This window comes from Rhodococcus sp. NPDC059968 (assembly GCF_042738615.1).
Lineage (GTDB): Bacteria > Actinomycetota > Actinomycetes > Mycobacteriales > Mycobacteriaceae > Rhodococcus_F.
In genome coordinates this window covers 22177-47101 of the sequence record NZ_JBHWUE010000055.1, presented here as the reverse complement: position 1 = coordinate 47101, position 24925 = coordinate 22177, and the positions used below count along the sequence as shown (strand labels likewise).

At 66.3% G+C, this 24925-nt stretch carries 21 protein-coding genes and 2 pseudogenes; 14 read left to right on the top strand and 9 right to left on the bottom strand.

What is annotated here, in order from left to right; translation table 11 throughout:
* Nucleotides 1-184: 184 nt before the first annotated feature.
* Nucleotides 185-1726: an alpha/beta hydrolase gene (locus tag ACFWAY_RS34025; protein WP_378513639.1), complete on the top strand. Its 1542-nt coding sequence runs from the start codon at nucleotides 185-187 to the stop codon at nucleotides 1724-1726.
* On the top strand, nucleotides 1726-3279 hold the full coding sequence (locus tag ACFWAY_RS34020; RefSeq protein WP_378513638.1) for a serine hydrolase domain-containing protein: 1554 nt from the start codon (nucleotides 1726-1728) through the stop codon (nucleotides 3277-3279). The genes ACFWAY_RS34025 and ACFWAY_RS34020 overlap by 1 nt, the downstream gene beginning before the upstream one ends.
* Nucleotides 3280-3699: 420 nt before the next feature.
* Here the strand turns inward: ACFWAY_RS34020 and ACFWAY_RS34015 are convergent, their stop codons facing one another.
* From ACFWAY_RS34015 to ACFWAY_RS34005, 3 genes are all read right to left on the bottom strand, one after another.
* Nucleotides 3700-4758, bottom strand: coding sequence for a recombinase XerD (locus ACFWAY_RS34015; protein WP_378513637.1), 1059 nt, complete (start codon nucleotides 4756-4758; stop codon nucleotides 3700-3702).
* A gap of 116 nt (nucleotides 4759-4874) precedes the next feature.
* Entirely contained in the window at nucleotides 4875-5168 is a 294-nt protein-coding gene (locus ACFWAY_RS34010) for a hypothetical protein (protein WP_378513636.1), read from the bottom strand.
* A 116-nt stretch (nucleotides 5169-5284) separates the two neighbouring features.
* Nucleotides 5285-5446, bottom strand: a complete 162-nt coding sequence (locus ACFWAY_RS34005) for a hypothetical protein (RefSeq protein WP_378513635.1) — start codon at nucleotides 5444-5446, stop codon at nucleotides 5285-5287.
* A gap of 93 nt (nucleotides 5447-5539) precedes the next feature.
* Here ACFWAY_RS34005 and ACFWAY_RS34000 point away from each other — a divergent pair, with 93 nt between their 5' ends.
* Entirely contained in the window at nucleotides 5540-5734 is a 195-nt protein-coding gene (locus tag ACFWAY_RS34000) for a hypothetical protein (RefSeq protein WP_378513634.1), read from the top strand.
* Nucleotides 5735-5789: 55 nt separating this feature from the next.
* Here ACFWAY_RS34000 and ACFWAY_RS33995 read toward each other — a convergent pair whose 3' ends face one another.
* The 3 genes from ACFWAY_RS33995 to ACFWAY_RS33985 all read right to left on the bottom strand — a co-directional run bounded on the left by ACFWAY_RS33995 (nucleotide 5790) and on the right by ACFWAY_RS33985 (nucleotide 8535).
* A complete protein-coding gene (locus ACFWAY_RS33995) occupies nucleotides 5790-6146 on the bottom strand; it encodes a hypothetical protein (protein WP_378513633.1) in 357 nt (118 codons plus the stop codon).
* A 214-nt stretch (nucleotides 6147-6360) separates the two neighbouring features.
* The gene (locus ACFWAY_RS33990) at nucleotides 6361-7488 is read right to left on the bottom strand and encodes a flavin-containing monooxygenase (RefSeq protein WP_378513632.1); all 1128 of its coding nucleotides are present in this window, start codon (nucleotides 7486-7488) and stop codon (nucleotides 6361-6363) included.
* A gap of 27 nt (nucleotides 7489-7515) precedes the next feature.
* Nucleotides 7516-8535 (bottom strand): methyltransferase, encoded by a 1020-nt coding sequence (locus ACFWAY_RS33985; protein ID WP_378513631.1) that lies wholly within the window; start codon nucleotides 8533-8535, stop codon nucleotides 7516-7518.
* A 107-nt stretch (nucleotides 8536-8642) separates the two neighbouring features.
* Between ACFWAY_RS33985 and ACFWAY_RS33980 the strand changes: the two genes are divergently transcribed.
* The 6 genes and pseudogenes from ACFWAY_RS33980 to ACFWAY_RS33955 all read left to right on the top strand — a co-directional run bounded on the left by ACFWAY_RS33980 (nucleotide 8643) and on the right by ACFWAY_RS33955 (nucleotide 17086).
* Complete coding sequence (locus ACFWAY_RS33980) at nucleotides 8643-9767, top strand: helix-turn-helix transcriptional regulator (protein ID WP_378513630.1); 1125 nt, start codon at nucleotides 8643-8645, stop codon at nucleotides 9765-9767.
* A 410-nt stretch (nucleotides 9768-10177) separates the two neighbouring features.
* A pseudogene (locus ACFWAY_RS33975) lies at nucleotides 10178-10408 on the top strand (PAS domain-containing protein); the annotation flags it as partial.
* A gap of 262 nt (nucleotides 10409-10670) precedes the next feature.
* On the top strand, nucleotides 10671-13295 hold the full coding sequence (locus ACFWAY_RS33970) for an AMP-binding protein (protein ID WP_378513629.1): 2625 nt from the start codon (nucleotides 10671-10673) through the stop codon (nucleotides 13293-13295).
* Nucleotides 13296-13425: 130 nt separating this feature from the next.
* On the top strand, nucleotides 13426-14466 hold the full coding sequence (locus ACFWAY_RS33965) for an iron ABC transporter substrate-binding protein (RefSeq protein WP_378513628.1): 1041 nt from the start codon (nucleotides 13426-13428) through the stop codon (nucleotides 14464-14466).
* 71 nt (nucleotides 14467-14537) lie between these two features.
* Nucleotides 14538-16049, top strand: coding sequence for an ABC transporter permease (locus tag ACFWAY_RS33960; protein WP_378513627.1), 1512 nt, complete (start codon nucleotides 14538-14540; stop codon nucleotides 16047-16049).
* A complete protein-coding gene (locus ACFWAY_RS33955) occupies nucleotides 16046-17086 on the top strand; it encodes an ABC transporter ATP-binding protein (protein WP_378513626.1) in 1041 nt (346 codons plus the stop codon). The genes ACFWAY_RS33960 and ACFWAY_RS33955 overlap by 4 nt, the downstream gene beginning before the upstream one ends.
* A gap of 219 nt (nucleotides 17087-17305) precedes the next feature.
* Here the strand turns inward: ACFWAY_RS33955 and ACFWAY_RS33950 are convergent, their stop codons facing one another.
* Together ACFWAY_RS33950 and ACFWAY_RS33945 are read right to left on the bottom strand one after the other, a co-directional pair.
* Nucleotides 17306-18157: a fumarylacetoacetate hydrolase family protein gene (locus tag ACFWAY_RS33950; protein WP_378513625.1), complete on the bottom strand. Its 852-nt coding sequence runs from the start codon at nucleotides 18155-18157 to the stop codon at nucleotides 17306-17308.
* Between the two features lie 25 nt (nucleotides 18158-18182).
* Entirely contained in the window at nucleotides 18183-18335 is a 153-nt protein-coding gene (locus ACFWAY_RS33945) for a transposase (RefSeq protein ID WP_378513624.1), read from the bottom strand.
* Nucleotides 18336-18338: 3 nt separating this feature from the next.
* On the opposite strand from ACFWAY_RS33945, the pseudogene ACFWAY_RS33940 reads away from it, so the two are divergent.
* Nucleotides 18339-18497 (top strand): annotated as a pseudogene (locus tag ACFWAY_RS33940) (transposase); the annotation flags it as partial.
* A 12-nt stretch (nucleotides 18498-18509) separates the two neighbouring features.
* Here ACFWAY_RS33940 and ACFWAY_RS33935 read toward each other — a convergent pair.
* Entirely contained in the window at nucleotides 18510-19739 is a 1230-nt protein-coding gene (locus tag ACFWAY_RS33935; RefSeq protein WP_378513623.1) for an ABC transporter substrate-binding protein, read from the bottom strand.
* A gap of 255 nt (nucleotides 19740-19994) precedes the next feature.
* On the opposite strand from ACFWAY_RS33935, the gene ACFWAY_RS33930 reads away from it, so the two are divergent.
* Genes ACFWAY_RS33930 through ACFWAY_RS33915 form a run of 4 tightly spaced genes read left to right on the top strand, consistent with a single transcriptional unit; the run spans nucleotide 19995 to nucleotide 24740 of the window.
* Nucleotides 19995-21500, top strand: coding sequence for an ABC transporter substrate-binding protein (locus tag ACFWAY_RS33930; RefSeq protein WP_378513658.1), 1506 nt, complete (start codon nucleotides 19995-19997; stop codon nucleotides 21498-21500).
* Nucleotides 21497-22501: an ABC transporter permease gene (locus ACFWAY_RS33925; RefSeq protein ID WP_378513622.1), complete on the top strand. Its 1005-nt coding sequence runs from the start codon at nucleotides 21497-21499 to the stop codon at nucleotides 22499-22501. Before ACFWAY_RS33930 ends, ACFWAY_RS33925 begins: the two co-directional genes overlap by 4 nt.
* Nucleotides 22498-23304: an ABC transporter permease gene (locus tag ACFWAY_RS33920; protein ID WP_378513621.1), complete on the top strand. Its 807-nt coding sequence runs from the start codon at nucleotides 22498-22500 to the stop codon at nucleotides 23302-23304. Before ACFWAY_RS33925 ends, ACFWAY_RS33920 begins: the two co-directional genes overlap by 4 nt.
* Nucleotides 23301-24740, top strand: a complete 1440-nt coding sequence (locus ACFWAY_RS33915) for an ABC transporter ATP-binding protein (RefSeq protein WP_378513620.1) — start codon at nucleotides 23301-23303, stop codon at nucleotides 24738-24740. The genes ACFWAY_RS33920 and ACFWAY_RS33915 overlap by 4 nt, the downstream gene beginning before the upstream one ends.
* The last annotated feature ends 185 nt before the right edge of the window (nucleotides 24741-24925 follow it).

The window sequence follows — 24925 nt, the reverse complement described above, 5'->3', positions numbered from 1 at the left end:
GCGTTCTCAACCGAGCTGGCCGACCGCACGATTCGATTCATTCACCGAGCGTCCGCATAAGGATCGCCGGATTTCATCGGTTCTCAAACTTCCGGTATATGGGGTGTGCCAGGATTTATCTGGGTAAATACTCGGGCCGAGCCCGAACACAAGGTTCGGGCGGTCGCCATTCAGGGTGGTCGACATGCGGTTTGTGAACCAGATAACGGCGATTGCGTTTGTCTCGATTCTCGTCAGCTCAGCGTGTAGCAACAATTCCGATCCGTCCGGTTCGCCACCGACGACTGTGGCTCATCCGCCGGCGGAGTTTGTCGAGGGTCCGTGCGCGAAGACGCCGAATCCGGTCCCACTGCTGGAGAATGCTCGCTGCGGGGAATTGGTGGTACCGGTGAACCGCACCAGAGAAGACAGCGGAACCTTGCGCTTGGCAGTAGCGATCGTTCCGTCGGAAACGCAGCCGCCGACCAAGGCTCCGATCGTCTTTCTCATGGGTGGGCCCGGTCAGGATGGGGTCACGGATCCCCCGATCAACCCGGACGTCCCGCTGAACCGTGATCGCGATCTGATCCTGATGGGACAGCGCGGCAACATGACGTCCAGCTCGCCGTTGCCCTGCCCGGAGATTTTCGAGTTCTTCGCCCAAAGGATCGGAATGGCATGGAACGCTGAGTCCACGCGGGATGCGTACGTAGAAGCGGTGAAGGAGTGCCACGACCGCCTGGCTCCCACCGTTGACCTCTCGGCGTTCAATTCGACCGAGAGCACCTATGACCTGATTGATTTACGCAAGGCACTCGGCCTCGAGAAGTGGAATGTGTTCTCCCACTCGTACGGTACCGACCTTGCGCTGATCTACATGCGTCACGACGCCGACGCTATCGAGTCGATCGTGTTCGACGGAGTGACGCCTCCATCGGCTGGTGCCCTGGGGTGGACCTGGGCCAGCGCTCGCCAAGCATTCGACAACATGGTCAAGGCGTGCGAGGACCAGCCAGCATGCAAAGAGCGCTATCCCGACCTGGGGGCCACGTTCATCCAGTTGGTCAATGAGCTCGAGGCGAAGCCCATCACCACGACGGTCAACGTTGAGGGTGTAGGAGAGACGAAGGTTGTCGTCGACGGCGGAATGCTGCTGAACTGGTTTGTCCCCGTGGCTACCCATCTACCGAAAGAGTTCCCATCAACGGTCGATGAGCTCGCAAACGGGAATGCGCAGCCCATTGCGTCGCGGTGGGCCGAGGTGTGGGGGCATCCGGAGAGGGGCGTCCTCCATTGGGGCCTCACCCTGAGCATTTGGTGCCGTGAATGGATCCCGTTCGAGACCGTCGAGCAGTCAATGCAACAGGCGGAAAAGGAATTCCCTGAGCTGCCGGAGTCCGTTCGGGCCCAAGCGCCGCAGCTGCCGTTCCTGCGCGACGCCTGCGAAGTGTGGGACGTGCCGAAGGCCCCTGACTCGATCCGAGACATCACCGTCAGTGACATCCCTTCGCTTGTGCTGTCGGGAACCTACGACGGGCAGACCGGAGCGGTGTGGGGCGACTACATCGCGAAGGATCTCTCGCAATCCATAGTCGCGGTAGTGCCCGGAGCTGCACACGGTGTGTATGCAGAGCCACCGTGCGGAGCCGAGATCATCGCGTCGTTTTTCGACAATCCGGAGAAGCCGGACACATCCTGCACGGACACGACGCAAGTGCCGGCATACGACATTCTCCCGCCACGCTGATGGCGACCGAGGTGTTCGCCGTCAGTGGCCCTGCGTTGTCGCGCCGGGCGGTGCTTGGCGGGGCGGTCGCCGGGTTGACGGTGCTCATGTCGCCGGCATGTTCGTCGAAGAAGTCGACCACCACAGCCACGAGCGTCCCGGCGAACGCGAAGGACGCGTTCAACGAGCTCGACACCAAGATCGACAAGGCGATGAGGGACTACGCGGTCCCCGGGGTTGCGGTTGGCGTCATTGCCGACGGTGAGGAGTACATCAAGGGGTACGGGGTCACCAATGTCGACCACCCGACCCCGGTGGACGGCGACACCCTGTTCCGGATCGGCTCCACGACGAAGACGTTCACCGGAACGACCGTGATGCGCCTCGTCGACGAGGGCAAGGTCGATCTGGAGGCACCGATACGCCAGTATCTGCCCGATTTCGCGGTCGCCGATCCAGACGCCAGCGCCACGGCGACGGTGCGACAACTGCTCAACCACACCTCGGGGTGGCTCGGTGACGATCTCCAGGACTTCGGTCGAGGTGACGACGCGATAACCAAATTTGTGGCGTCGATGACCCGGCTCCCACAAAAGACCCCGCCGGGCACGGTCTTCGCTTACAACAATGCGGGGTTGGTGGTGGCGGGCCGGATCGTCGAGGCCGTGACTGGATCGGTCTACGAGGACGCCGTCCAGAAGATGCTGCTGGACCCGCTCGAGTTAAGTCACACCCGCTTCTTCTCGGACCAGATAATCGGCCAAAATATCGCCGCCTCACACAACGTCGACGACGGAAAAGCCGTTGTGGATCCGAGCTTCTGGTTCTTCTCGCGCAGTTGCAACCCGACCGGATCGTTGATTTCCAGCGTGCGGGATCAGGTGCGCTACGCGCGCTTCCACCTCGGCGACGGCACTACACCCAAGGGAGATCGGTTGATGAGCGAAGACTCGCTCATCGCCATGCGTTCCAATCCAGGCGTCGGCGGCACGCTTCAGGTCGAACTCACCGGCATGGGAGTGACATGGATGCTGCGGCCGTCCGCGGAGAACGAGACGATCGTCCAACATGGCGGGACCTGGGCGGGCCAACGATCCGGGTTCTTCATGGTGCCCAGCCGTAACTTCGCCATGACCGTGCTCACCAATTCCGAGGGTGGAGGGAAACTGCTCAACGAACTGTTCGCCGAGGACTGGTCGCTTCGCCGCTTCGCCGGACTCAGTAACCTGCCCGCGACGCCCCAGAAGTTGAGCACGGCCGAGTTGGCGCCCTACGAGGGGGCGTATGCCACTGACGACATCGATCAATCGGGCACCCAGGGAACCGTCGTGATCAACTTCCGCGGCAAAGACGGCCAGCTCGTCGGCAACATGAGCGACGCCCCGGATGGCACCTACCTGCCGGATGAGCAGACAGTCCCGAATCTCGGTCTTGCGCTGTACAAGACCGACTATGGGCTCGACCTTGGCCCCGACCTCAAACCCACCGGCACCCGATCCAACTTCGTTCGGGGGTCCGATGGGAACGTCGCCTGGTTCAGCAACCACGGACGGCTCTACCGGCACCTGCAGTAAACAGCCGATCTACCCCGGGGAAGCCGGTGGCGCAATGCGAAATTTGAATCAGTTCACAGTCCTGGCTTTTGCTGTGGTTCTCGCCAGCGGGGCATGTTCGAGTTCGCCGTCCAGCTCGCCGCCGACCACCGTGGACCATCCGCCGCCGCAGTTTGTCGAGGGGCCCCGCGCGAAGACACCGGAACCGGTGCCACTGCTGGCCAACGCTCGCTGCGGAGAGCTGGTCGTGCCGGTAAACCGCACAAAGGGCAGACGGTCCGACTACGCGGTTGGCCATCGCGATCATTCCCTCGAAAAACGCAGCCACCCACCAAGGAACCAATCGTGGGGGCCGGATCGGTCATCTGATGCAGTGCCGGGGCGGAAGATTGGATAAGGGCCTTATCAACTTCTGTCGAGATCTCCTGAGTGGGGACTCGCTCATCGTTTCGGGCGCTTGATGGCGGGGTAGCTTCCCATTGGGATTGCCGCGCGGGCGGCGTGGATGTTCATGGTGTTGGGGGTGTAGCCGAGCAGGGCGGCGAGGGATGCGGCGTCGATTTCCTTGCTGAGGTCGTGCAGTGCGGCGTTGCGGGCGGCTCGGATGTCGATGCCGAGTTTTCGGAGTCGTTGCATCAGGGTCTGTTCGGTGAGGTGATGTCCGGCGCGGGTACCGGGGAAAAGCCAGCGTGATTCGTGGTTGGTCGTTTTCTGGTTTGCGTGGCTGTCGAGGTGTTGTTGTAGGAGGGGAAGCAGGGGTTCGGGCAGTGGGGCCGGGAGGGTGCCGATCCTGACTGTGGGTCCGGGCGGGGTGGTGGTGATGTCGTCGAGAGTGAGTTCGGCGATCCTGCGGACAGGGATGCCGTAGAGCAACAGCAGGAGTGCGGCGATGCGGGTGGACAGGGTGATGTGGTCGGCTTCGATGGTGGTGCGGATGAGTTCGAGTCGCGTGGTGGAGGCGGCCAGCGGCGTGGTCCGCGCTGCGCGGTGTCGGATGGTGAATCGCGCTGCGATGCCCGTGCGATGGCGCCACTGAATGAAGCTGCGGATGGTGCGGCGGGTGGTGGTGCCTTCACTGAGGTAGGCGTCGAGGTGTGCTTGCCGCAGGTGGGCGATGGTGGTGTGGTGTTCGGTGCGCAGCCAGGTCAGAAACTTGGTGGCCTCGGTGATCTCTTGTTTGGCGGTGCGGGTGGCGTTGTCCATGTTGCGACCGGTATCGGGAACACGCAGTCGGCGTAGGTGATGCCAGCGGGCGAATTGTTCGATAGGAGTGTGGATTTCGGGTGTCGACTGCAGTGTGGCGAGTCGTTGGTCGAGCCAGGTTTCGAAGCGGGCCAGGCGGGGATCACCGCGGCTGGGGAGCATGTGGTGGTGGACTAGCATTTCGCGTAGGTGTTCGGCGCTGCGCGAGGGCGGAAGAGCGTCGAATGCGGGGTGGGACAGGTGAAGTTCGCGACTGCCGATGCGGGCGAGCAGGTCGGCGGTGGTGGGGTGGCGCATCCAGGTGAGGATGCTTTCCGGGCGGGGAACGGCGGCGAGGGTGGTGATGAGTCGTTTGATCCGCAGATCCGGCGGTGAGCTGGGGTTGAGGATGCGTTCGAGGTCGTGGGTAAGCGCTACCGCCGTGCCCGTGAACCGTGATCGCTGCTGTTGCGGTGCCGGCGGTAACGGGCTATGCCCGCGACGGACTTCTTTGGCCGGGGGCGGGCGCGAGCAACCAGCACCACACCCGCCGCGAGGAATCCGGCAGTGGTCACCGCGACCACGACCATCGCCGGCGCGGTCAGCGCACCGAGCCCGACGACCAACGCGACACCGGACATCGCACCCAGCGCCAGGCAGACCACCCCGGCCAGCATCGTCACGACCCTGACCACGAGCACACTCTCGTCCCCCGGGCGCGAACTCATCGCGTCCCGTCGCCCCGAGCGTCGGGGCCGGCGGCCGGGCACCGACCGGTGCTCGAGACCCGACCGGCCGCGCTTGTTGGTGGGCCGCCGCGGTGTTCGGTGCCGCGGCGGACCCGTCATTGGATGCGGGGATCGTTCTCGGCGCCGGGACGTGGGAGGATCCGTTGGCCGGTGAGGGCCTCGACGACGCCGGCGATGTCGGTCGTGGACAGTTGCTTCTCCGGCCGAGGGTTCGGGATGCGCTCGGGCCGCGGGTTGCCGGGTGTCTGATTCGTCATGAGCGGGATGCCCCATCCGGTCGAAGGTGCTGGGCGCGAATCCCACCGTATGCGCGCGCCGCAACCAGGGTGTTTCGTGAAGGTGAGGTCGACATGACTTCTCTCCCCCGGCTCGCCGCCGCGGCCCGGTCGGTCCGGTACCCGACTGGCCCGCACGGCGGAGCCTGGCTGGCCGATACTGGGCGGGTGCAGCACTTCCTCGCCGACCACGAGTTCGCGGTGACCGCGGTGATGTCCGGCCTCATCGTCACGCTCGCGGTCGCGGCGGCCTGGTCGATCTTCCAATGACGCGTGACGTCCTCGACGAGGGATCGCGAACGCGAGCGGTTCGCCTGACTCCGCCCTACCCGGCGCTCTTGAAGAGAGAGTTCTTCGTCGAGGAAGCCGGCACGACCTCCAGCCGCTGTAGCTCAGCGCCGGCACCGGCGACGTCACCGTCAGCTTGGTCGAGTATTTGCAGGCCTTTCTCAACTGCCCGCCAGTCCGCTGACAGGTCGAAATATCCCAGGAGATCAACGACCTCGGCGACCCACCGTTTCGCGCCGCGTCTGTCACGTCGCAGCTGGGCGTAGTAGGTCACCATGGCGTCGCTCGCCGACTTCTTGCGCTGCCCCCACTTCTCGCCCTTCCGGGCCGCCTCACTGGCCAGTCGCCACAGCTGTGCAACGTCGACGTGCCGATCCAGCACCGGTTCCCTCACACCTGGCACAGTAGCGATCCAACCGGACACGTGACAGCGACTTTGCTGCACGTAGCCGATCCCCCACACGGTTCGTCGCCGCGATCGGTGTCTCACGAATCTGTCCGTCAGAAACGGTCGTTTGTGTGGGGGGATCTGACCGGTCGGCCATCTCCGCGCAGACCCGCCATTGTTCGAGCGCCGGGGCAGGGCGGGAGAATCCTACCGCCGACGCTCACCGCAGTTCCCGCGCGATCGCTCGGGCCGCGCGGCGAGCCTGCTTCGCCGCGAACCCGATCTGCGACGGCCTGGGCACGAACCCGATGAAACGCAACCTCTCGGCGGCCGGCTTTTCACCGGTGGCGTGCGGCCAACCTCGCTCGTCCAGTACGCCGAGGTGCCCGACCAGCTTTTCGAGTTCCTGGCGGAACCCCGTCGCGCAGACCATCGCCTCCGGGTCGATTCGCACACCGTCCACCAGCCACACGCTGTCCGCGTCGAGTGACTCGACTCCGCGAACGACCTCGATGGACCTGTCTCGGATCGCGGCGATGAGCTCCTTGTCGACGATCGCCGGTGCCACGCCGAGGCGGGCGCTGCGGGCGAAGATCCCCTCGTCGGGGATCGGTAATCCGAACTCGCGCAGGTCGCCGATGCTCCTCTCCCGGCCGAACCGAGCGATTGCGTCCGCGATAGGGACCGGGGCATGGTAGAGCGGCGTCGCGATGAAGTCTCCCGGTATGCCACCAGGTCCCTGGCGGAGCATGATGTTCGGCGGCGTGCGAGCCGAAAGCCAGACCTTTGCCGCGCCTCCGGTGGCGAGGTCGTAGGCAATTTCCATGCCCGAGCAGCCCGCTCCCACCACGAGGACCCGTTTCCCGTTGTACTGCGAGGGATTCCGGTACTGCGAGGAATGAACCAGTGCACCCCGCCAGTCCCCGCGTCCGGGCCAGTCCGGGACGAAGGGCTCATGATCGAAGCCGGTCGCGACCACCACCTCGGCAGCGTCGACCGAACCGGCAGCGGTGGTCAACCGCCAGTGCCCGCCGGTTAGGTCGAGCCGTTCCACCGGGCAGCCCAGGCGCAGCTCGATCCCGTCCGCACGTGCGTGCCGCTCGAGATGCTCGATCACCTGTTCCCGCGTGGGAAAGGTCGGTGTGCCCTTGGGGTAGGGGCGGTTCGGCAGGTGGGAGAACTGCCTGCCGGTGTTCAGTCGCAGCCGGTCATAACGAGAGTGCCACGACGAACCGACTTGGTCGGCTCGGTCGATCAGCAACGGGTTGATGCCACGGTCGGCGAGGGCCACCGCCGCCGCGACCCCGGAGGTGCCGGCACCGACGATTGCGACTTGATGCTCGCTCATCGTGTGCTCCTTGGGTGTTGTCTTGTTTCATGCGGTTTCGGCGACAATGACGCTCATCGGGCCGGTGAGCGAGCGATGGTCGCGGTAGCGCCAGCCAGTGTCCTGCAGCCAGGCGATGCCTTCTCCGACGCTGTAGACGTCGCCGTGTTCGAGGTGGACCGCGAACTCGCCCGCCATCAGGGCGGCCGCGACCGGCTGGGTGTGGGTAGGGTCGGTCCAGAAGTCGGCAATCAGCAGCGTGGCGCCGGGTGCGGCGACGTCGCGAATGCGTTGTAGCAGCGCACGATTCTGCTCCGGCGACCAGTAATGCACCAGGTTCGCGACCAGGAAGGCGTCGTATCCGGCGGGCAGCGGGTCGGCCAACGCGTCGCCGGCGCATACGTCGATTCGCCCCTCCAGCCCGACCGACGCGATGCGGTCCTGCGCGGTCTGGGCAACCGCCGGCAGCTCGAACACGGTCGCGCTCAGTTGCGGGCAGTGGCGCGCCACCGCGATGGACCAGGAGCCGGTGCCGCCGCCGATGTCGAGGAGTCGATGACTGCCGGACAGATCGACCGTGTCCGGCAGGGCGAGCGAGGGGCCGGCCGAAAACGCCTCGACACCGATCGAGGCGGTGGGTTGCAGGGCGGCGTCGAGGTCGAAGATCTGGCGTTGCGGCCCGCGGGCGAGTGCGCCCGCCAGGTCTTCCCACGCCGGGAAGCTGATCTTGTCCCAGAACCGCAGCAACGGACGCAGGTCGGCGGGCGATCCGCCGGCGAGGAACGCGGCCGCCGTCTCGGTATTGACATACCGTTCGCCTCGGCGTTCGAGCATACCCAGCGCGACCATGGCGTCGGCGCTGATCCGGGTGGCTCGGGCAGTAAGCCCGGTGCGGGCGGCCAGGCCATGCAGGTCGGTGGGGCCCTCGCCCAACGCCTCGAACAAACCGAGTTCGCTGGCGGCGAAGAGGTGTTTGGCGGCCATGAACCCGGCCGCCAGCTGCATGATCGGCTCCGGGTCAGGCAGGTCGTGGTCGGTTTCGGCGGAGGTATGGGCTGTCATCGTCATGCAACCAGCGTCGTCGTTGTCGGTTCTGCGTCATATCCCTGAATCCTGGGGAATTCACCCAGATTTCTGGGGTAGGCAGCCCTAACCTGCTGGGATACACTTCGGACATGGCGCAGAGCTTGCTGCCACGCGTCCGCGATCAGATCTCGCGTGCCGCCGCCGACCAGCTGGACTGGGTGGGGTACAGCGCGCGAATGAGCGAGGCCCTGCGCACGGTGATCCCACATGATCGCTGCTGCTGGCACACCGTCGACCCGGGCACCATCCTGTTCACCGGCAGCGTCAACCGGAACGTTGGGTGTTCCGGATCCTGGTTGGCGCACTACGAATACGAGGTCGAGGACGTCGACAAGTGGGCGTTTCTTGCGCACAGTGGCCGCCTGGCGGGTGCACTTAGTCTCGATACCCACGGAGATTTGTCCCGCAGTGCACGGCACCGTTCGCACGAGGCGTACGGAATCGGCGACGAGCTGCGGGTCTCCTTGGTGTCGGACGGGGTCTATTGGGGTGCAGCGGCATTCCTGCGCGATGCGGGCGCGCCGTGGTACACCGCCGAGCACGTCCGCGCAATGGCCGCGCTGGCGCCCGCGCTCGCGACCGGTCTGCGACGTTCGATGCTCCACGAGGTCGAGGCCGCCGTGACGACCGTGGAGTACGGCCCCGGCGTGGTGGTCTTCGACGCCGCGGGCAACCCGGAATCGGTCTCACCCGCCGCGGAACGCTGGATCGACGAAATTGTCGAGGTCCCGGCGCCGTCGACGCCGTTCGAATCGAAGGTCGTGCAGGCCATCGCGGCCCGGGCGCGGGCGATCGAACCGGGCACCGATCCGCTGGAACTTGCCGCGCGCTCGCGGGTACGCACGCGATCCGGCGCCTGGCTGTTGCTGTACGGGACCAGGCTTTCCGGCGTCGAAGACGGACGCACCGCCGTCATCATCCAACCCGCGACGCCGCAGGAGATCGCGCCCGTCATCGCCATGGCCTACGGACTGTCCCAACGCGAATGCCATCTCACTGCGCTGTGCATCCAAGGGCGATCGACAAGGGAGATGGCGCACGCAATGTCGTTATCCGTCTACACAATTCAAGACCACATGAAGTCGATCTTCGACAAGACCGGGGTGCGCAGCCGCGGGGAACTGGTGGGGCAGATATTCCTCGAGCACTACGCGCCACGCTGGGAGCTTGCGGCATCCCCGCCATCCGGATGGTGGGCGAAGGGTATCAACTGAATTCGCCGAACTCTCAGCTGTGCGGATCTGCTTCACGGCCAATGGCGCGCCAACCAAGAAGGTTCACCGCCCGAACCATCTCTCCTTCCACGACGCTGCCGCTCACCGACAGTTTGCCGTCGACCAGGAAGGTGCCCTCGCACATTCTGTCGCCGCCGCAGCGAACGGAGGGGCCCCGATTCCCTCCGTTCGTCCTGCAAGCCCAATCCCAATTCACACGACCAACGGCGGCTCCGCGAGTCCGGCAGGCAGCGCCACATAAAGCCGCGAAATCAATGCCACTTACCGCCGTGAGTCACAGCTGAATCCGCCGGTCAGAGGGCATGTCGAAAAGGATCGATTCCGTCACATGCCTCAGTCTTGTGGACTGTTTCGGGTGCGGGAGGCTCGTTGAGGTGCCAGGTAGGTAGCGCTGGGAATGGTCCGACCCGGTCGCCCGGATGCACGGCTACCACCCGGGCGAAATCACCCCCACCACCGAACTTCTGCTCGCCCACAAACATCCCGACGACCACGCGCAGGTCGCGGCACTCTTCGACAAGATGATCCACGCCGGTGAGCCGTTCAGCAGCAAACACCGCACTACCGCGCAGAGCACCATCGCGACGAGGCGGCGCACGGGGCCGGTGTTCATCCCGGGGCCTATTCAGTTGCCGTCGTTGTCCGGTACGCCGGCTCCGTCGAGTGTGTCGGAGAATGCGAGTAGATGACCGGCCTGGGTGACGAACCCCGCGCGGTGGGGAGTGCCCGCCGAGTTGGGCGACGACGTTCGCGCCGTACCCGGCGGCCAGGGCGCGCCGGCGGATCGGCGCGTGCACCGACGCCCCGGACAGGGCGTTCTCGGAGAGGCTGCCGTCGTCCCGACAGGTGAGTTAGGTACGGCATGCCTTATAGACTCGGTCGGTGCCTAGCCAGTCCGTCCGTGTAGAGCGCCCCGATGTGGGGTTCGCGCGCGCGTTGGGAGGATTCGGCGACGCACCGGCACTGGTCACACCGGACGATACGGTTACCTACCGCGAACTGGCAGAACGCGTCGAGCGGCAGGCCTCGCAGCTCGGCGGGACCCGCCGTCTGGTGCTGGTCGCCGGCACCCACGAGATCGATCTGATCGTCACCTACCTCGCTGCCCTGTTCGCCGGGCATCCGGTGCTGCTGGCACCGGGCGACAATCCCGACAGCCTCGATGGCCTGATCGCCGCGTACCGGCCCGACGTCGTGGTGCGGAGCACCGACGGGCGCACGGTGGTCGAGGAGCAGCGTGTGGGCTCCGCGCACCTGCTGCACCCCGACCTCGCGCTGCTGCTGAGCACCTCCGGATCCACCGGATCACCGAAACTCGTCCGTCTCTCGCACCGCAACGTGCAGACCAACGCCGAGTCGATCGCGGAGTACCTCGACATCCGCGACACCGACCGTGCTGTGACGACGCTGCCGATGCACTACTGCTACGGGCTGTCGGTCATCCACAGCCACCTGGTCCGCGGTGCCGCCCTGGTCCTCACGACTCTCTCGGTCACCGACCCCGGGTTCTGGGACCTCGTCCGGACCCACCGCGGCACCACGTTTGCGGGGGTGCCGTATACCTTCGATCTCCTGGACCGGATCGGGTTCGCCGACATGGATCTGCCCGACCTACGTTACATCACGCAGGCCGGCGGGCGGCTCCCGCCGGACCGCGTCCGAGCCTATTCGGAACTGGGACGACGCCGGGGCTGGGATTTGTTCGTCATGTACGGGCAGACGGAGGCGACCGCCCGGATGGCGTACCTGCCACCGGAGCTCGCGCCCAGCCACCCGCAGACGATTGGACGGCCGATTCCCGGTGGATCCTTCCGGCTCGAACCGGTCTCCGACGCCCCGGAAGGCACCGGTGAGCTGATCTACACGGGGCCGAACGTGATGCTCGGCTACGCCCACACCCCCGACGACCTGCGCCTCGGTGACGATCTCGGCGGCGAACTCTGGACCGGGGACCTCGCCCGGCACACGGGTGACGGGTTGTACGAGGTGGTCGGCCGCCGCAGCCGATTCGTCAAGGTCTTCGGACTGCGGATCGACCTGCAGCACGTCGAGTCGGCACTCGCGCAGCACGGGCTGACGGCCTGCTGCGTGGGCGGTACGGACGAGCTCATCGTGGCCGTCCAGGACGGCGGCGACGTGGACGGCGTCCGGCGCGCGACCGCGCGGGCCTGCGGTCTTCCGCTCGGAGCGGTTCGTGTGTGCCTCGTCGATCAGCTTCCGCGGACCTCCACGGGCAAACCCGACCTCCGGGCCGTGGCCGAGCTGGCACACGGGTACGAGCCCCCGCGTGTCGAGAGATCGCGGACAGGCCCCGATACAGACGCCGTACGGGCGCTGTATGCCGACATCCTCCGCTGCCCACACGTAACCGACGATAGCTCGTTCGTGAGCCTGGGCGGAGACTCCCTGTCCTATGTACGGATGTCCCTGCGTCTCGAGGAGATGCTCGGCTACCTCCCCGAGAACTGGCATACAACCCCGATCGCGGATTTCGTGCCGGCTCCGCGGCTGCGCCGCCGGTGGCGGACAGTGGAAACCAATGTTCTGCTCCGCGCGGTCGCGATCGTTCTGATTGCAGGCTCGCACATTCACCTGTTCACGGTGCTCGGCGGAGCGCACGTGCTCCTCGGGATCGCCGGCTACAACTTCGCCCGATTCCACCTCGGTACGGCCGAACGGACCGAACGTGTCCGCCACGCACTCGGGAGCGTCGCCCGGATCGCGATTCCCAGCATGGTGTGGATCGGGTCGGTCATCGCCGTGACCGGGGACTACCGCGTCACCAGTGCGTTCTTGCTCAACGGAATTCTCGGTCCGGACGGGTGGTCCGCCGAGTGGAGATACTGGTTCGTCGAGGCGATCGTGTACATCGTGCTCGTCGTCGCCGCCGTGCTGTACATCCCGCTCGTCGACCGCATCGAGCGCAGGCACTCGTTCTGGTTCGCGATGGGGTTCGTGGCACTCGGCATGCTCACCCGATACGGGCTGGTCGACGTCGACGACGGGCGCAATCGCATCCTGACCGCGTCGGTGGTCTTCTGGCTGTTCGCCCTCGGCTGGGCCGCCGCCAAGGCGACGACCGTATGGCACCGCCTCTGCGTCACCTCGGTGATCGTGGCCACGGTTCCCGGGTTCTTCTTCGGCGAGACTCGACGGGAAATCATCGTCGTCGGTGGGCTCTGCCTGCTGGTGTGGCTCAGATCCGTCCCCTGCCCCACCCTGTTGAGCCGTGTCGCAGGGGTGTTGGCGAGCGCTTCGCTCTACATCTACCTGACGCACTTCCAGGTGTATCTGCCGCTGCGCGCCGACCATCCCTGGTTGGCGCTGGCCTTGTCGATTCTGGTCGGCATTCTCTACTGGCAGGCGGTGACATTCGTACTCGTCCTGCGCCGACGACCCGCTGCCTTGCGTTCGGAACTCGACCGGATCCGGATCGCCTCGATCTTTGGTTCGATCCAGCATGTCACGGCAACAGGACAAATGACTGCCAACCGACAGGCGCATTGATTGCAGGCACGCCCTCCCCACCTGATACGCGGTCCACCAGAATCCAGGTGGTTAGGTTTGCCAATCCTGCACGTGGCATCATTTTCCTGGAGACGGCCGGGAGAGGTCCCGCTGCGGAGGAGGACGAACGATGAGGATGCGGATCGGACTGATGTCGGGGCTGGCACTGGCCACCGCCGCGGTGATGACGGTGTCGGGATGCTCGGACTCCGGTTCGGACAGCGGCACCGACTCCGGCGGAGCCAACCAGATCACCGTCTACAACGCCCAGCACGAATCGCTCACCCAAGAATGGGCCGACGCCTTCACCGCGGAGACCGGCATCGAGGTCGAACTCCGCAACGGCAGCGACACCGAGCTCGGCAACCAACTCGTAGCCGAGGGGGACCAGTCGCCGGCTGATGTGTTCCTCACCGAGAACTCCCCCGCGATGACGCTGGTCGAGAACGCCGGGCTGTTCGCCGACGTGAACCAGGACGTCCTCGACCAGGTTCCGAGCCAGTACCGGCCGTCGAGCGGCAAGTGGACCGGCATCGCGGCCCGCTCCACCGTCTTTGCGTACAACAAGGACATGTTGCCCCAGGACCAGCTGCCGAAGTCGCTGCTCGATCTGCAGGACCCCGCATGGAAGGACCGCTGGGCCGCCTCCCCGTCGGGGGCCGACTTCCAGGCCATCGTCAGCGCACTCCTCGAGCTGAAGGGTGAGGACGCCACCCGGGCGTGGCTGGCCGGGATGAAGGACAACGTCCGCACCTACAAGGGCAACGGCACCGTGATGAAGGCTGTCAACGCCGGGGAGATCCCGGGCGGCGTCATCTACCACTACTACTGGTTCGGCGATCAGGCCAAGACCGGTGAGAACAGCAACAACGTCGCGCTGCACTACTTCAAGAACGAGGACCCCGGTGCGTTCGTCAGCGTCTCCGGTGGTGGCGTCCTGAAGTCCAGCACGAAACAGGATGCGGCGCAGCAGTTCCTGAAGTTCGTCACCGGACAGAAGGGGCAGGAGGTCCTGCAGACCGGGACGTCGTTCGAATACACCGTCGGCAGCGGTGTGCCGGCGAACCCGAAGCTCGTTCCCCTCGCCGAACTGCAGGCGCCGCAGGTCGACCCCGCGAAGCTCAACAGCCCGCAGGTCACCGAACTCATGACGGAAGCCGGTTTGCTCTGAATCTCGCACTGATCGGCCGAGAGCGGTCGGGAGGCGCGGACACGACTCGTCGACCGACCGCCCAGCCGGGCATGCCACTGCCCTTGGCCGTTGCCGCGGTGATCGTGGTGGCCGCATCGTTCATCCCGCTCGGCTACATCATCGCCGCGAGCATCGACACGGGCTGGGACACCGCGTCGGCGCTGCTGTTCCGGCCCCGGGTCCGCGAATTGCTCACCAACACCGTGATGCTGGTCCTGGTCACGGTGCCGATCTGCGTCGTCGTCGGCGTCACGGCCGCCTGGCTCGTCGAGCGCACCCGGGTGTCCGGGGCGAAGGCGTGGGCGGTGCTTCTCGCGGCGCCGCTGGCCGTTCCGGCGTTCGTGAACAGTTATTCGTGGGTGACGGCGATTCCCTCCCTCGGCGGGCTGCACGGCGGTGTCCTCATCGCGACCCTCTCGTATTTCCCGCTCGTCTACATACCCGTGGCGGCGACGCTTCGCCGGCTGGACCCCGCGGTCGAGGAATCGGCGCGCGCCCTCGGCGCCGACCCGTGGGCGGTGTTCTTCCGCGTCGTGGTGCCGCAACTGCGGCTCGCCATCGCCGGCGGCGCGCTGCTGGTCGCCCTGCACCTTCTCGCCGAATATGGCGCGTTCGTGTTCATCCGGTTCGACACGTTCACGACGGCGATCTTCGAGCAGTACCAGTCCACGTTCAACGGAGCCGCGGCGACCATGCTCGCCGGTGTCCTGGTGCTGCTGTGCCTGACCCTGCTGGTGATCGAATCGGTCGTCCGCGGCAGCGCCCGGTACGCCCGGATCGGGTCGGGGGCCGCGCGCCGGGCCGTCCCCGCCGAACTCGGCTGGCGGTATTCGCCGATCGTGATGCTGTTCCTCCTGCTGATCGCCGCGTCCGTCGGTGTCCCGGTGGTCAGTGTCCTACGCTGGCTCGTCATCGGCGGGAGTGCGGTCTGGGAACTGGACGGCCTTGCCCCGGCGCTGGTCCAGACCCTCGGCTTCGGCATCGCCGGCGCCGTCGTGACGTGTGTACTCGCGTTCCCGATCGCCTGGATCTCGATCCGCCACCGCGGACGATTCAGCCGGTTCCTCGAGGGCGGCACATACATCTCGAGTTCGCTGCCCGGCATCGTCGTGGCGCTGGCGTTGGTCACCGTCTCCATCCGCTACCTCCATCCGCTCTACCAGACGGTCACCGTCGTGATCGCGGCCTACGCGCTGCTGTTCCTGCCGCGTGCCCTGATCAATCAGCGGGCCGGGCTCGCGCAGGCACCCGTCGGGCTGGAGGAGGCGGCGCAGTCGCTGGGCATCTCTCCGCTGTCGGCGTTCTTCCGGGTGACACTGCCACTGGCCGCCCCGGCGACGGCGGCGGGCGGGGCACTGGTGTTCCTGGGGATCGTGAACGAACTGACCGCCACCCTCCTGCTGGCACCGACCGGTACCCGCACCCTGTCCATGCAGTTCTGGTCGTTGAGCAGCGAAATCGATTACGCCGGTGCCGCACCGTACGCGCTGATCATGATCGTGCTGTCGCTGCCGATGACGTATGTGCTCTTCTCCCAGTCGAAAAAGGTGGCGGGACTATGACATTCGCACTCGAAGTGGATGGCGTCGACAAGTCGTTCGGCGGGGCGGCGGTCCTCCGCGGGGTCGCGTTCGCGGTCGAGTCGGGGTCGACCACGGCAATCGTCGGACCGTCCGGCTGCGGCAAGACCACCCTGCTCCGCCTGATCGCGGGTTTCGAGAAGCCGGACGCCGGCACCATCGCACTGGCCGGCCGGGTCGTCGCGGGCGGTGGATGGGCGCCCGCGCACCGGCGGTCGGTGGGGTACGTCGCCCAGGACGGTGCGCTGTTCCCGCACGCCACGGTCGGCGCGAACGTGGGGTTCGGGCTCCCTCGCCGGGCCCGCACCCCGGCGAGGATCGCCGAGCTACTCGAGATGGTCTCGCTCGACCCGTCGTACGCGGCCCGGCGACCCGACCAGCTGTCGGGCGGGCAGCAGCAGCGCGTGGCACTTGCGCGGGCGCTGGCCCGGGAACCCGAACTCATGCTGCTCGACGAACCGTTCTCCGCGCTGGACGCCGGGCTGCGGGCAAACACCCGGAGGATCGTCGCCGACGTCCTCGCGAAGGCAGCGATCACCACCATCCTCGTCACCCACGACCAGCCCGAGGCCTTGTCGTTCGCCGACCGGGTTGCGGTGATGAGCGCGGGCCGGCTCGCCCAGATCGGCACCCCGCGCGAAATCTATTCCACCCCGATCGACGTCCCCACCGCGGAATTCATCGGCGACGCCGTCGTGCTGTCGGCGCACGTCGACGGCGACCGGGCCCGCTGCACCCTCGGCGACGTGGCCGTGGCATCGAACGGCGTCCACGGGAACGCCCGAATCATGGTGCGGCCGGAGCAGATCGAACTCACCCCGGACGGCGCCGGAGTATCCGGGACGGTCGTCGACGTCGAGTACCTCGGGTCGGAGATGCTGCTCGGCATCCGCCTCGACACCGCGGACCGTGACGTTCCCGAGCGGGTCACCGTGCGCCGCTTCGGCGCCACCACCCTCGCCCCCGGCGACCGTGTCGGCATCCGCGTCCTCGGGAAGGCCGTGGCGTACGACCTGTGAGAGCTTCCCCCACGCGGGTGGCGGTCGACCGCGGTACCAGTAGGGGGCGCACGCCCGCTCATCTAGACCGGGCAGGCGCCTACACGGTGGCGGCGGGGACGGGAACCTCGGTTGGAGGGTGGGCGCGGAGGTAGGTGAGCAGGCGGCGTAATCCGAAGGACCACTCGGACAGGGTCTCGGTGGCACCGACCTCGTTGATCAGGGCGGCCGAGGTGCTTGCTACGGATGGTGACGACGTCGCCGGTCCTGTGGGTGAAGCCTTGCCCGGCCAGGTCGCGGTCGACGGTCGGCGGTCGGCGCGAACAGGGTTCCGGTGTAAAGGGCGAAGCCGTCGGGGTACTGGTGATGATCGCCCATGGTCGCCGACACCAACTCCTCGAATGGCCGGCTGATCCGGGCGAGGCTGTTGGTGCCCTCCATCGTGAATCCATCTGTGCCGTCGACTCGAAGCCGAATCTCTTCGGCGCGGACCGTGTCGAGGGTGAACGACTCGTCGAACAGCCGGATGAAGGGTCCGAGGGCGCTCGAGGCGTTGTTGTCCTTGGCCTTGCCGAGGAGCAGAGCGCTGCGGCCTTCGACGTCGCAGAGGTTGACGTCGTTGCCCAGGGTGGCACCCACCATGGTGCCGGTCGAGTTCACGATCAGCACCAGCTCGGGCTCCGGGTTGTTCCACGACGAGAACGACGGGATGCCGATTTTCGCGCCCAGGCCCACCGACGACAGCACCGGTGCCTTCGTGAAGACTTCGGGGTCGGGGCCGATCCCGACCTCCAGGTACTGCGACCACAATCCCCGCGCGAGCAGGATCCGCTTGGTCTCGGCGGCCTCGGCTGATCCCGGGCGCAAGGTGGCGATGCTGCCACCGAGGGTCTGCCCGATCAAGGCCCGCACCAGCGCCGGTGTCGGCGCGATCGCGAGTATCGCGCGGGCGTCTGGCATGGCAACGTTTGTGTGGCCGGCGCCAGCGAATGCGTCGAGGAATCCCGGGTAATACTCGCGCAGCAGTGCCCGCAGCTCCTGGGTGGCCTTGGTGCGCCGCCAGATCGCGCCCTGCGCGGCGCGGGCGAGCACCGTGATTGCCCGCGCGAGGTCGCTGTCAGAGGGCAGCGTTCGGTGAGCGCGCGTCGGTGCGCAGAATGTTCGCCAGCGTCGTCGCGTCCACGTGATCGGACTTTTTCCGTGCCATCGAGTGGCGATCACGGTAGCGGGCCACCGCCATCGGGTTGATGGCGTAGACGTTTCTCCCCAATCCACGCAATGCAGCGACGCCTACATCATTGCCGATACCGCCCGCACCATGCCGCACACCCTGCGCCGGGTCTTTTGCCGGCGACGAGGCCCTCGCCGAACCCCGTGGTCCTCGTCGGATTCGACGACGGCTGCCGGCGAGGCCACCCGGGTCAGCAACCGGAACGTACGAAGGCTATCGAGCAGCGATTGCCTGATTGATCTCCGCGACGAAATTGTCCAGGACGAAGGGTATGGTCAACGGGTTCGGCATGGAGACCGCATCGCTGACAATGGGATCCAGACTGATCAGTCCACCCGATCTGACCACATCGAGATTGGTGAACGCAGGCTGCGATTCCATCTCGATACGCGCCTTCTCGTAGTTGTCGAACAGCAGGTAGTCGCATTCGAGAAGGTCGTAGTTCTCGGCGGAGATCTCGAAGTTGAGTTTTCCGGCGAATCGCTCTTTCAGGGCGGGTGGCGCGGTGAAACCCAACTGGGTAAGCAGCTGTGCACGTGCGGCTTCCGGGCTGAAAGCCCGGAGATTCCCATCGCTCCAGCGGATGACGAGGGCCGCGCTCTTGCCTTCGAACTGAGGGTTTTCCGTGCGAGTACGGGTGATCAGCTCCTCGACACTCTGAACTTCCTGCTTCGCCTGTGCCGGCAGTCCGACAGCCGCCCCGATGCGGGTCGTCACTTCCTGCCAGGGCAGGACCCAGTCCGTTTGGTCGGCGGCGTGCAACACGGTGGGCGCAATTGCACTGAGCTGCTTGTACAACTGCTCGTCGATCGCGTTGTTGACCACAATGATCAGATCGGGAGCTGCCGCAACGATTGTTTCGATGTCGAAGTCGGTGGTGGCATTGGCCAGTGGCGTGGGCTCCGCGCCCTGGACGCTCGAGTCGGCCCATACGCCGATGCCGTCGTCGGTCGATCCCTTCCAGACCGGGACCAGGACCGGAGTCAGTCCGAGTGAGAGAAGGACGTCGGCGTCGCCGATTCCGACCGCAGCGATTCGGCTCGGTGCCTGTTCCACCGTGGTCGACCCGAACTTGTGATCGATCGTGACCGGGAAGGCGTTCGGTTCTGCGTGCCCACCTCCGACACTCGGCTCCGAGTCGACGTTACCGCCGTCCCCACATGCGGTGAGGACAAATCCAGCCACGGTCGCGAAGGTGACGGACAGCATTGCACGGCGACTCAAAATTGGGTTCACAGCATCCTCATCTTCAATATTTGGGTATCCTAACCATAGTTGATCAGGTTCACGGGGGTATCGGCCACCTGGGCAAGGTGAGGCGAGGAAGCTGCGCCGATCCCCAGATCCGCGCCGCTGGCGTATCGAGCGGATGAAGCCCTGACTCGTCCACCGCCGGCGCCTTGTCCCTTCGGCGGCGCGGTCAATCCTGGTGTCCAGCAGCATGGACCGGCGGCCCGATCTGGGTGGGCTCGACGTGCTGCGATCTGCTGCCGTCGACGGCTTGCCGAAGCTCGGGGCGACCTGAATGTCAGGTCGATGAAGGAGATGATCAATCGTCCAGTTTGCACGCGTCGACGGTTCAGTGGCAGCCGCTACGGGTTTACACGGCCCGGCAAGTTAGGTTATGCATTCCATGCTTCTGTTCCCGGTCTCTCGATTCGAAGGTGTGTACAGGTGACGCTCTCCCGTCGGCAGTTCATGTTCGCCGGTCTCGGCACCACGGCGCTGGTCGCCTTGGCCGCGTGCAGTTCCACTGATTCGTCGTCGGGTGGGTCCGGAAATCCGGCGTCCGGCGGCACTCTGCGGGTCGGTGCCCTGGGACAGCCCTCGAAGATCGAGCAGGATCCGCATCAGACCTTGAGCAACGACAGCGACTTCCTGATCACCTCACTCGTCTTCGACGCATTGACGGTCCCGGGCACCGATCCGAGCGTCGCGCCTCGGCTGGCGTCGGAGTGGGTGCAGCTCGACGACCTGCGCAAGTGGAAGTTCACGATCGCCGACGGTGCCACCTTCCACGACGGCACCCCGGTCACCTCCGACGACGTCGTCTGGTCGCTGCGACGGCTGCGGGAGGTCGCCGGCGAGACGAAGGTCCCGGTGGCCTCCGCCCAGGACATCGTCGCGGACGGACCGAACGCGGTCATCATCACCACGGCCTCCCCGAACCGGGAACTGCCGCTGCTCCTGCGGCTGATGACGTTCACCGTCAAGAAGGACACCACCGATTTCACCGCGCCGGTGGGAACCGGTCCGTTCAAGCTCGAGTCCTACAGCGACGGCAACGCTCGCCTGGTCCGGAACGAGAACTGGCACGGCGGAACACCGCTGCTCGAGGCGATCGAGGTGACCCGGTTCGACAGCACGACCGCGATGGCCAACGCCGTGATTGCCGGGCAGATCGATCTTGCCTCCAATGTCGGTGCGGTTGCCGGTCGTACCGCCGACGGTCGGGGCGATCTGACCGTGGTCCGCCGCTCCAACGACGTGGTGATCCCGATCGTGATGCGGACCTCGGACGGGCCGTTCGCGGATCCGCGGGTGCGGGAGGCGCTGCGGTTGGCCGTCGACCGTGACGCCATGGTCAAGCAGGTGACCTCGGGCTACGGGACCATCGCCAACGATGTGCTCGGCACCGGCGATCCGACGTACGACTCGTCACTCGAGCAGCGCAGCCGCGAGATCGACCGCGCGAAGCAGCTTCTGGCGGACGCGAACTTCGACACCGGTCAGACGTACACCCTGTTCACGAAGGAGGAGGCGGCCGGTGAGGTCGACTCCGCCAAGCTGTTCGCCACGCAGGCCGCGGAGATCGGCGTCAAGATCGATGTCGTCACCCAGGATGCGAACGTCTTCTACGACGGCACCTGGCTCAAGGCGCCGCTGTACACCGCGAACTGGGGCACCAACGACTCGGTGATCTTCTTCGCCAGCAAGACGATGTACTCCGGCACCAAGTGGAACGAATCCGGCTTCAAGGACCCCGAATTCGACGCCGCCTACCTCGAGGCCCTCTCGGCCGCCGACGACACCACCTACCAGGCGGCAAGCAAGAAACTCCAGGAAATCCAATACGACCGGGGCGGCTACCTCGTGTGGGGCATGGCCGACGGCGTCGACGTCGCCTCGTCGAAGGTGCAGGGCCTGCCCCAGCTCGGCGGATACGGCCGCGTCCAGCTCGAAAAGGCGTGGCTGTCGAGTTGAGCGACACCGACACGGTAACGCCGGCAGCGGTTCCCGCTGCGGCCATCGTGTCCCGGCGGTTCACCACCGTCGGGACGCGGGTCTCCGCAGTCATCGCGCAGCGGTTGCTGTTGTTGTTCCTGGTCCTGGCACTCGCGTTCGTCGCCGTCGATCTCCTGCCCGGCAGCGCGGTGAAGTCCGCCCTCGGCCGTGATGCGACCCCCGAGCAGATCGCCGCCCGCGAGCACGCCCTCGGACTCGACCGCGCGTTACCCGTCCGGTTCGCGACCTGGCTGAAAGGGTTGCTGACCGGCGACCTCGGCACCACCGTGCGGGGGACGCCCATCACCGACATCCTGGCAGCGAAGTTCCCGAACACCCTCCTGCTGGGTGGGCTCGCGCTGGTAGTGACCACCGCGGCCGCGATCGTGGGCGGCGCGGTGTGGGCGATGCGCCCCCGCGGTGTCGCCGCGCGCATGCTGTCCCCGGCCACCACCATGGTGATCGCGGTGCCCGAGTTCGTGATCGCCACCCTGTTGGTGTTCGCGTTCTCGCTCGGGACGGGGTGGTTCCCGGCGGTGACGATCACCAACACAGCCGGCGCTCCCGCGGACGCCTCGATGTTGATTCTTCCGGTGCTGGCACTGGCCATTCCGCAGTCCGGCTGGAACATCCGCGTCACCCGCGCGGCACTGCAGGAGGCGTCGCTCGCCCCGCACGTGCACGCGGCGGAACTCGACGGACTGCCGCGCCGCCACATCCTGCTCCGGCATATTCTTCCGATCGCGCTCCCGACCATTGCGACCTCGCTGGCCACGTCGGTCGGCATGCTGCTCGGCGGGGCGCTGGTGGTCGAGACGATCTTCAACTATCCGGGGATCGGTTCGGTCCTGGCCGGTTCGGTCGCCGACCGGGACGCGGTGCTCGTGGCCTCGGTGGTCGCGTTGACCGGTGCGGCGATCACCCTGGTGCTGCTCGCTGCCGATCTTCTCCGCGCGTGGTCGGTGAAGGGGCGCCCATGACACGAGGATGGGTTCGGCCGTCTGTGATCGCGCTTCCCGCGCAGCTCGTCGTCGGGTGCGCGGTCGTGGGGCCGTGGGTCGCTCCGCATCCCGTCGACGAAGGTGTCGACATCCCCTATGCGGAACCCTCCGCCGCCGCGCCGTTGGGCACGGACCATCTCGGTCAGGACGTGCTCAGCCATCTCCTTGTCGGTGGCTGGGGGTTGTTGCTGCTCGCCGCCGTCATCGCCGTCCTGGTCACGGCGCTCGCCGCGGTGATCGGCACCGTCGCCGCCCTGCGGCCCCGGGTGGGCGCGGTCATCGAACGCTGCACCGACGCGTTGATGCTGCTGCCGCCGGTTCTGGCGATCCTGCTGGTGATGTTGTCCTGGCCCGAGTCGGGTGCGGTCGGGTTGGTGGCGATCGCTGTTCTGATCGGAACGCCGTACTGCGCCCGGGTATTCGCGGCGGCGGCCAGTGGTATCGCCGCCACCGGGTATGTGGAGGTGGCCGTCGCCAACGGGGAGCCTCTGCCGCATCTCGTGCTGCGCGAAGTCCTGCCCAACTTGCGCAGCACGCTGACCACGCAGCTCGGTCTGCGGTTCGTCGAGGCCATGTACCTGGTCAGCACGGCCGCCTTCCTGCAACTGCCGACCACATTAGGGCGGTCGAACTGGGCGCTGATGGTCCGGGAGAACAGCGCCGGCATCCTGCTGAACCCATGGTCGGTGGTCGCCCCGAGCCTGGCGATCGGAATCCTCGCCGTCAGCATGAACTTCACGATCAACGCGATCCGTGCCGACCGGAATCCGGTGCGCACATGAGCGAACCACTGGTGATCGCGAACGACCTTACGATCACCGCCCCCGGCGGGGCACGTGCACTCCTCGAGAACGGCTCGATCGCACTCCGCCGAGGACGGATCACCGCGATCACTGGCGAATCCGGTTCCGGCAAGACCACCCTGATGCAGGCGGTCCTCGGCTACCTCCCACCCGGTGCCCGGCAGGTGTCGGGCAACGTTCACGTGCTCGGACACGACGTGCTGGCGATGCCCACCGAACCCCTGCGCCGACTACGGCGCGAACACCTGGCCTTCGTCGGCCAGGACCCCGGTTCGGCGTTGAACCCGACCATGCGAGTGCGAGCCCTGCTGACGGAAGTCGCCAAGAACCGCGACAACAGCGATCCCGCCCGGGTCCTCGCCCGGGTGCAATTGCCGGAGTCCGTTCTCCACCGGCGACCCGGAGAGCTCTCCGGCGGACAACAACGACGGGTCGCACTGGCCCGCGCATTGATGCGCGGCGTCGATGTCCTTCTGATCGACGAACCGTTCGCCGGATTGGACGCACGGGTACGCCAGGAGATCGTCGAGGTGGTGCGCGCGCTCGCGAGCGACGACGACGTGGCGATCGCGGTGTCTGGCCACGACACAGCCACACTCGAATCACTGGCCGACGACGCGGTGCACATCGGAGCGCCCCCGACAGCCGTCTCCAATACACGGACCGGCGCCGTGCCGGGGCGTGACCGGCCCCCGATCGCACTGTCGGGTACGGCACTCGGGCTCACCCGCGGCGTCGTGCCCGTTCTGTCGGACGTCGACATCGTGACCCACCGAGGTGAGACGACCGCCATCGTCGGTGAGTCGGGCGCGGGCAAGACCACGCTCGCCCGGATTCTCGCGGGGCTCGAACCCGACGCGACCGGCACGCTCCACCTCGACGGCACCGAAATCGCGCTGCGCAGTTCACGGCGGCCGCGGCAGGCCCGGGACCGGATCCAGCTGGTGCCACAGAATCCGCTCTCGACGCTCAATCCGTCCCGAACCGTTGCCGAGAGCCTCGAACGACCGTTGGTGCGGCGGGGCACCAGGGCGCGGGCGACGCGCGCGGCCGAGATCGGGTCATTGCTCGATGCCGTGGGCCTCACACCCGACTTCGCGTCGCGGTATCCAAGTGAGTTGTCCGGCGGCCAGCGGCAACGCGTGTCGATCGCGCGTGCGTTGGCCCACCAGCCCGACGTACTGATCTGCGACGAGGTCACGTCCGCGCTCGATCACGCCACGGCGACGTCCATCATGGACCTCCTGCACACCGTGATGGCCGAGAGGAATTCCTCGCTGATCGTGATCAGCCACGACCTCGATCTGGTGCGGAGCTATTGCAGCGACGCACTCGTCCTCGACCACCGACGACTGATCGACACATGCGCGCCAGCGAATATCTCAGCGCCTCAAAGCTTTACGCCACACAGGTAATGTTTAAGTAAAGGTCGCTGGTCAGCCGGGTTTGTCAATGTGAGATAGGGCACAGTGGGTTTCGGTGGGGCAAAGATAAAGGTTAGCCTTCCCTATATGACGCCCGTGAGCTGTTCACGACATATGTAGACGTGACGTTGCGCCACTTCACCTTTCGCGCCGTCTCGTCTCCCCTCGCTCGATCA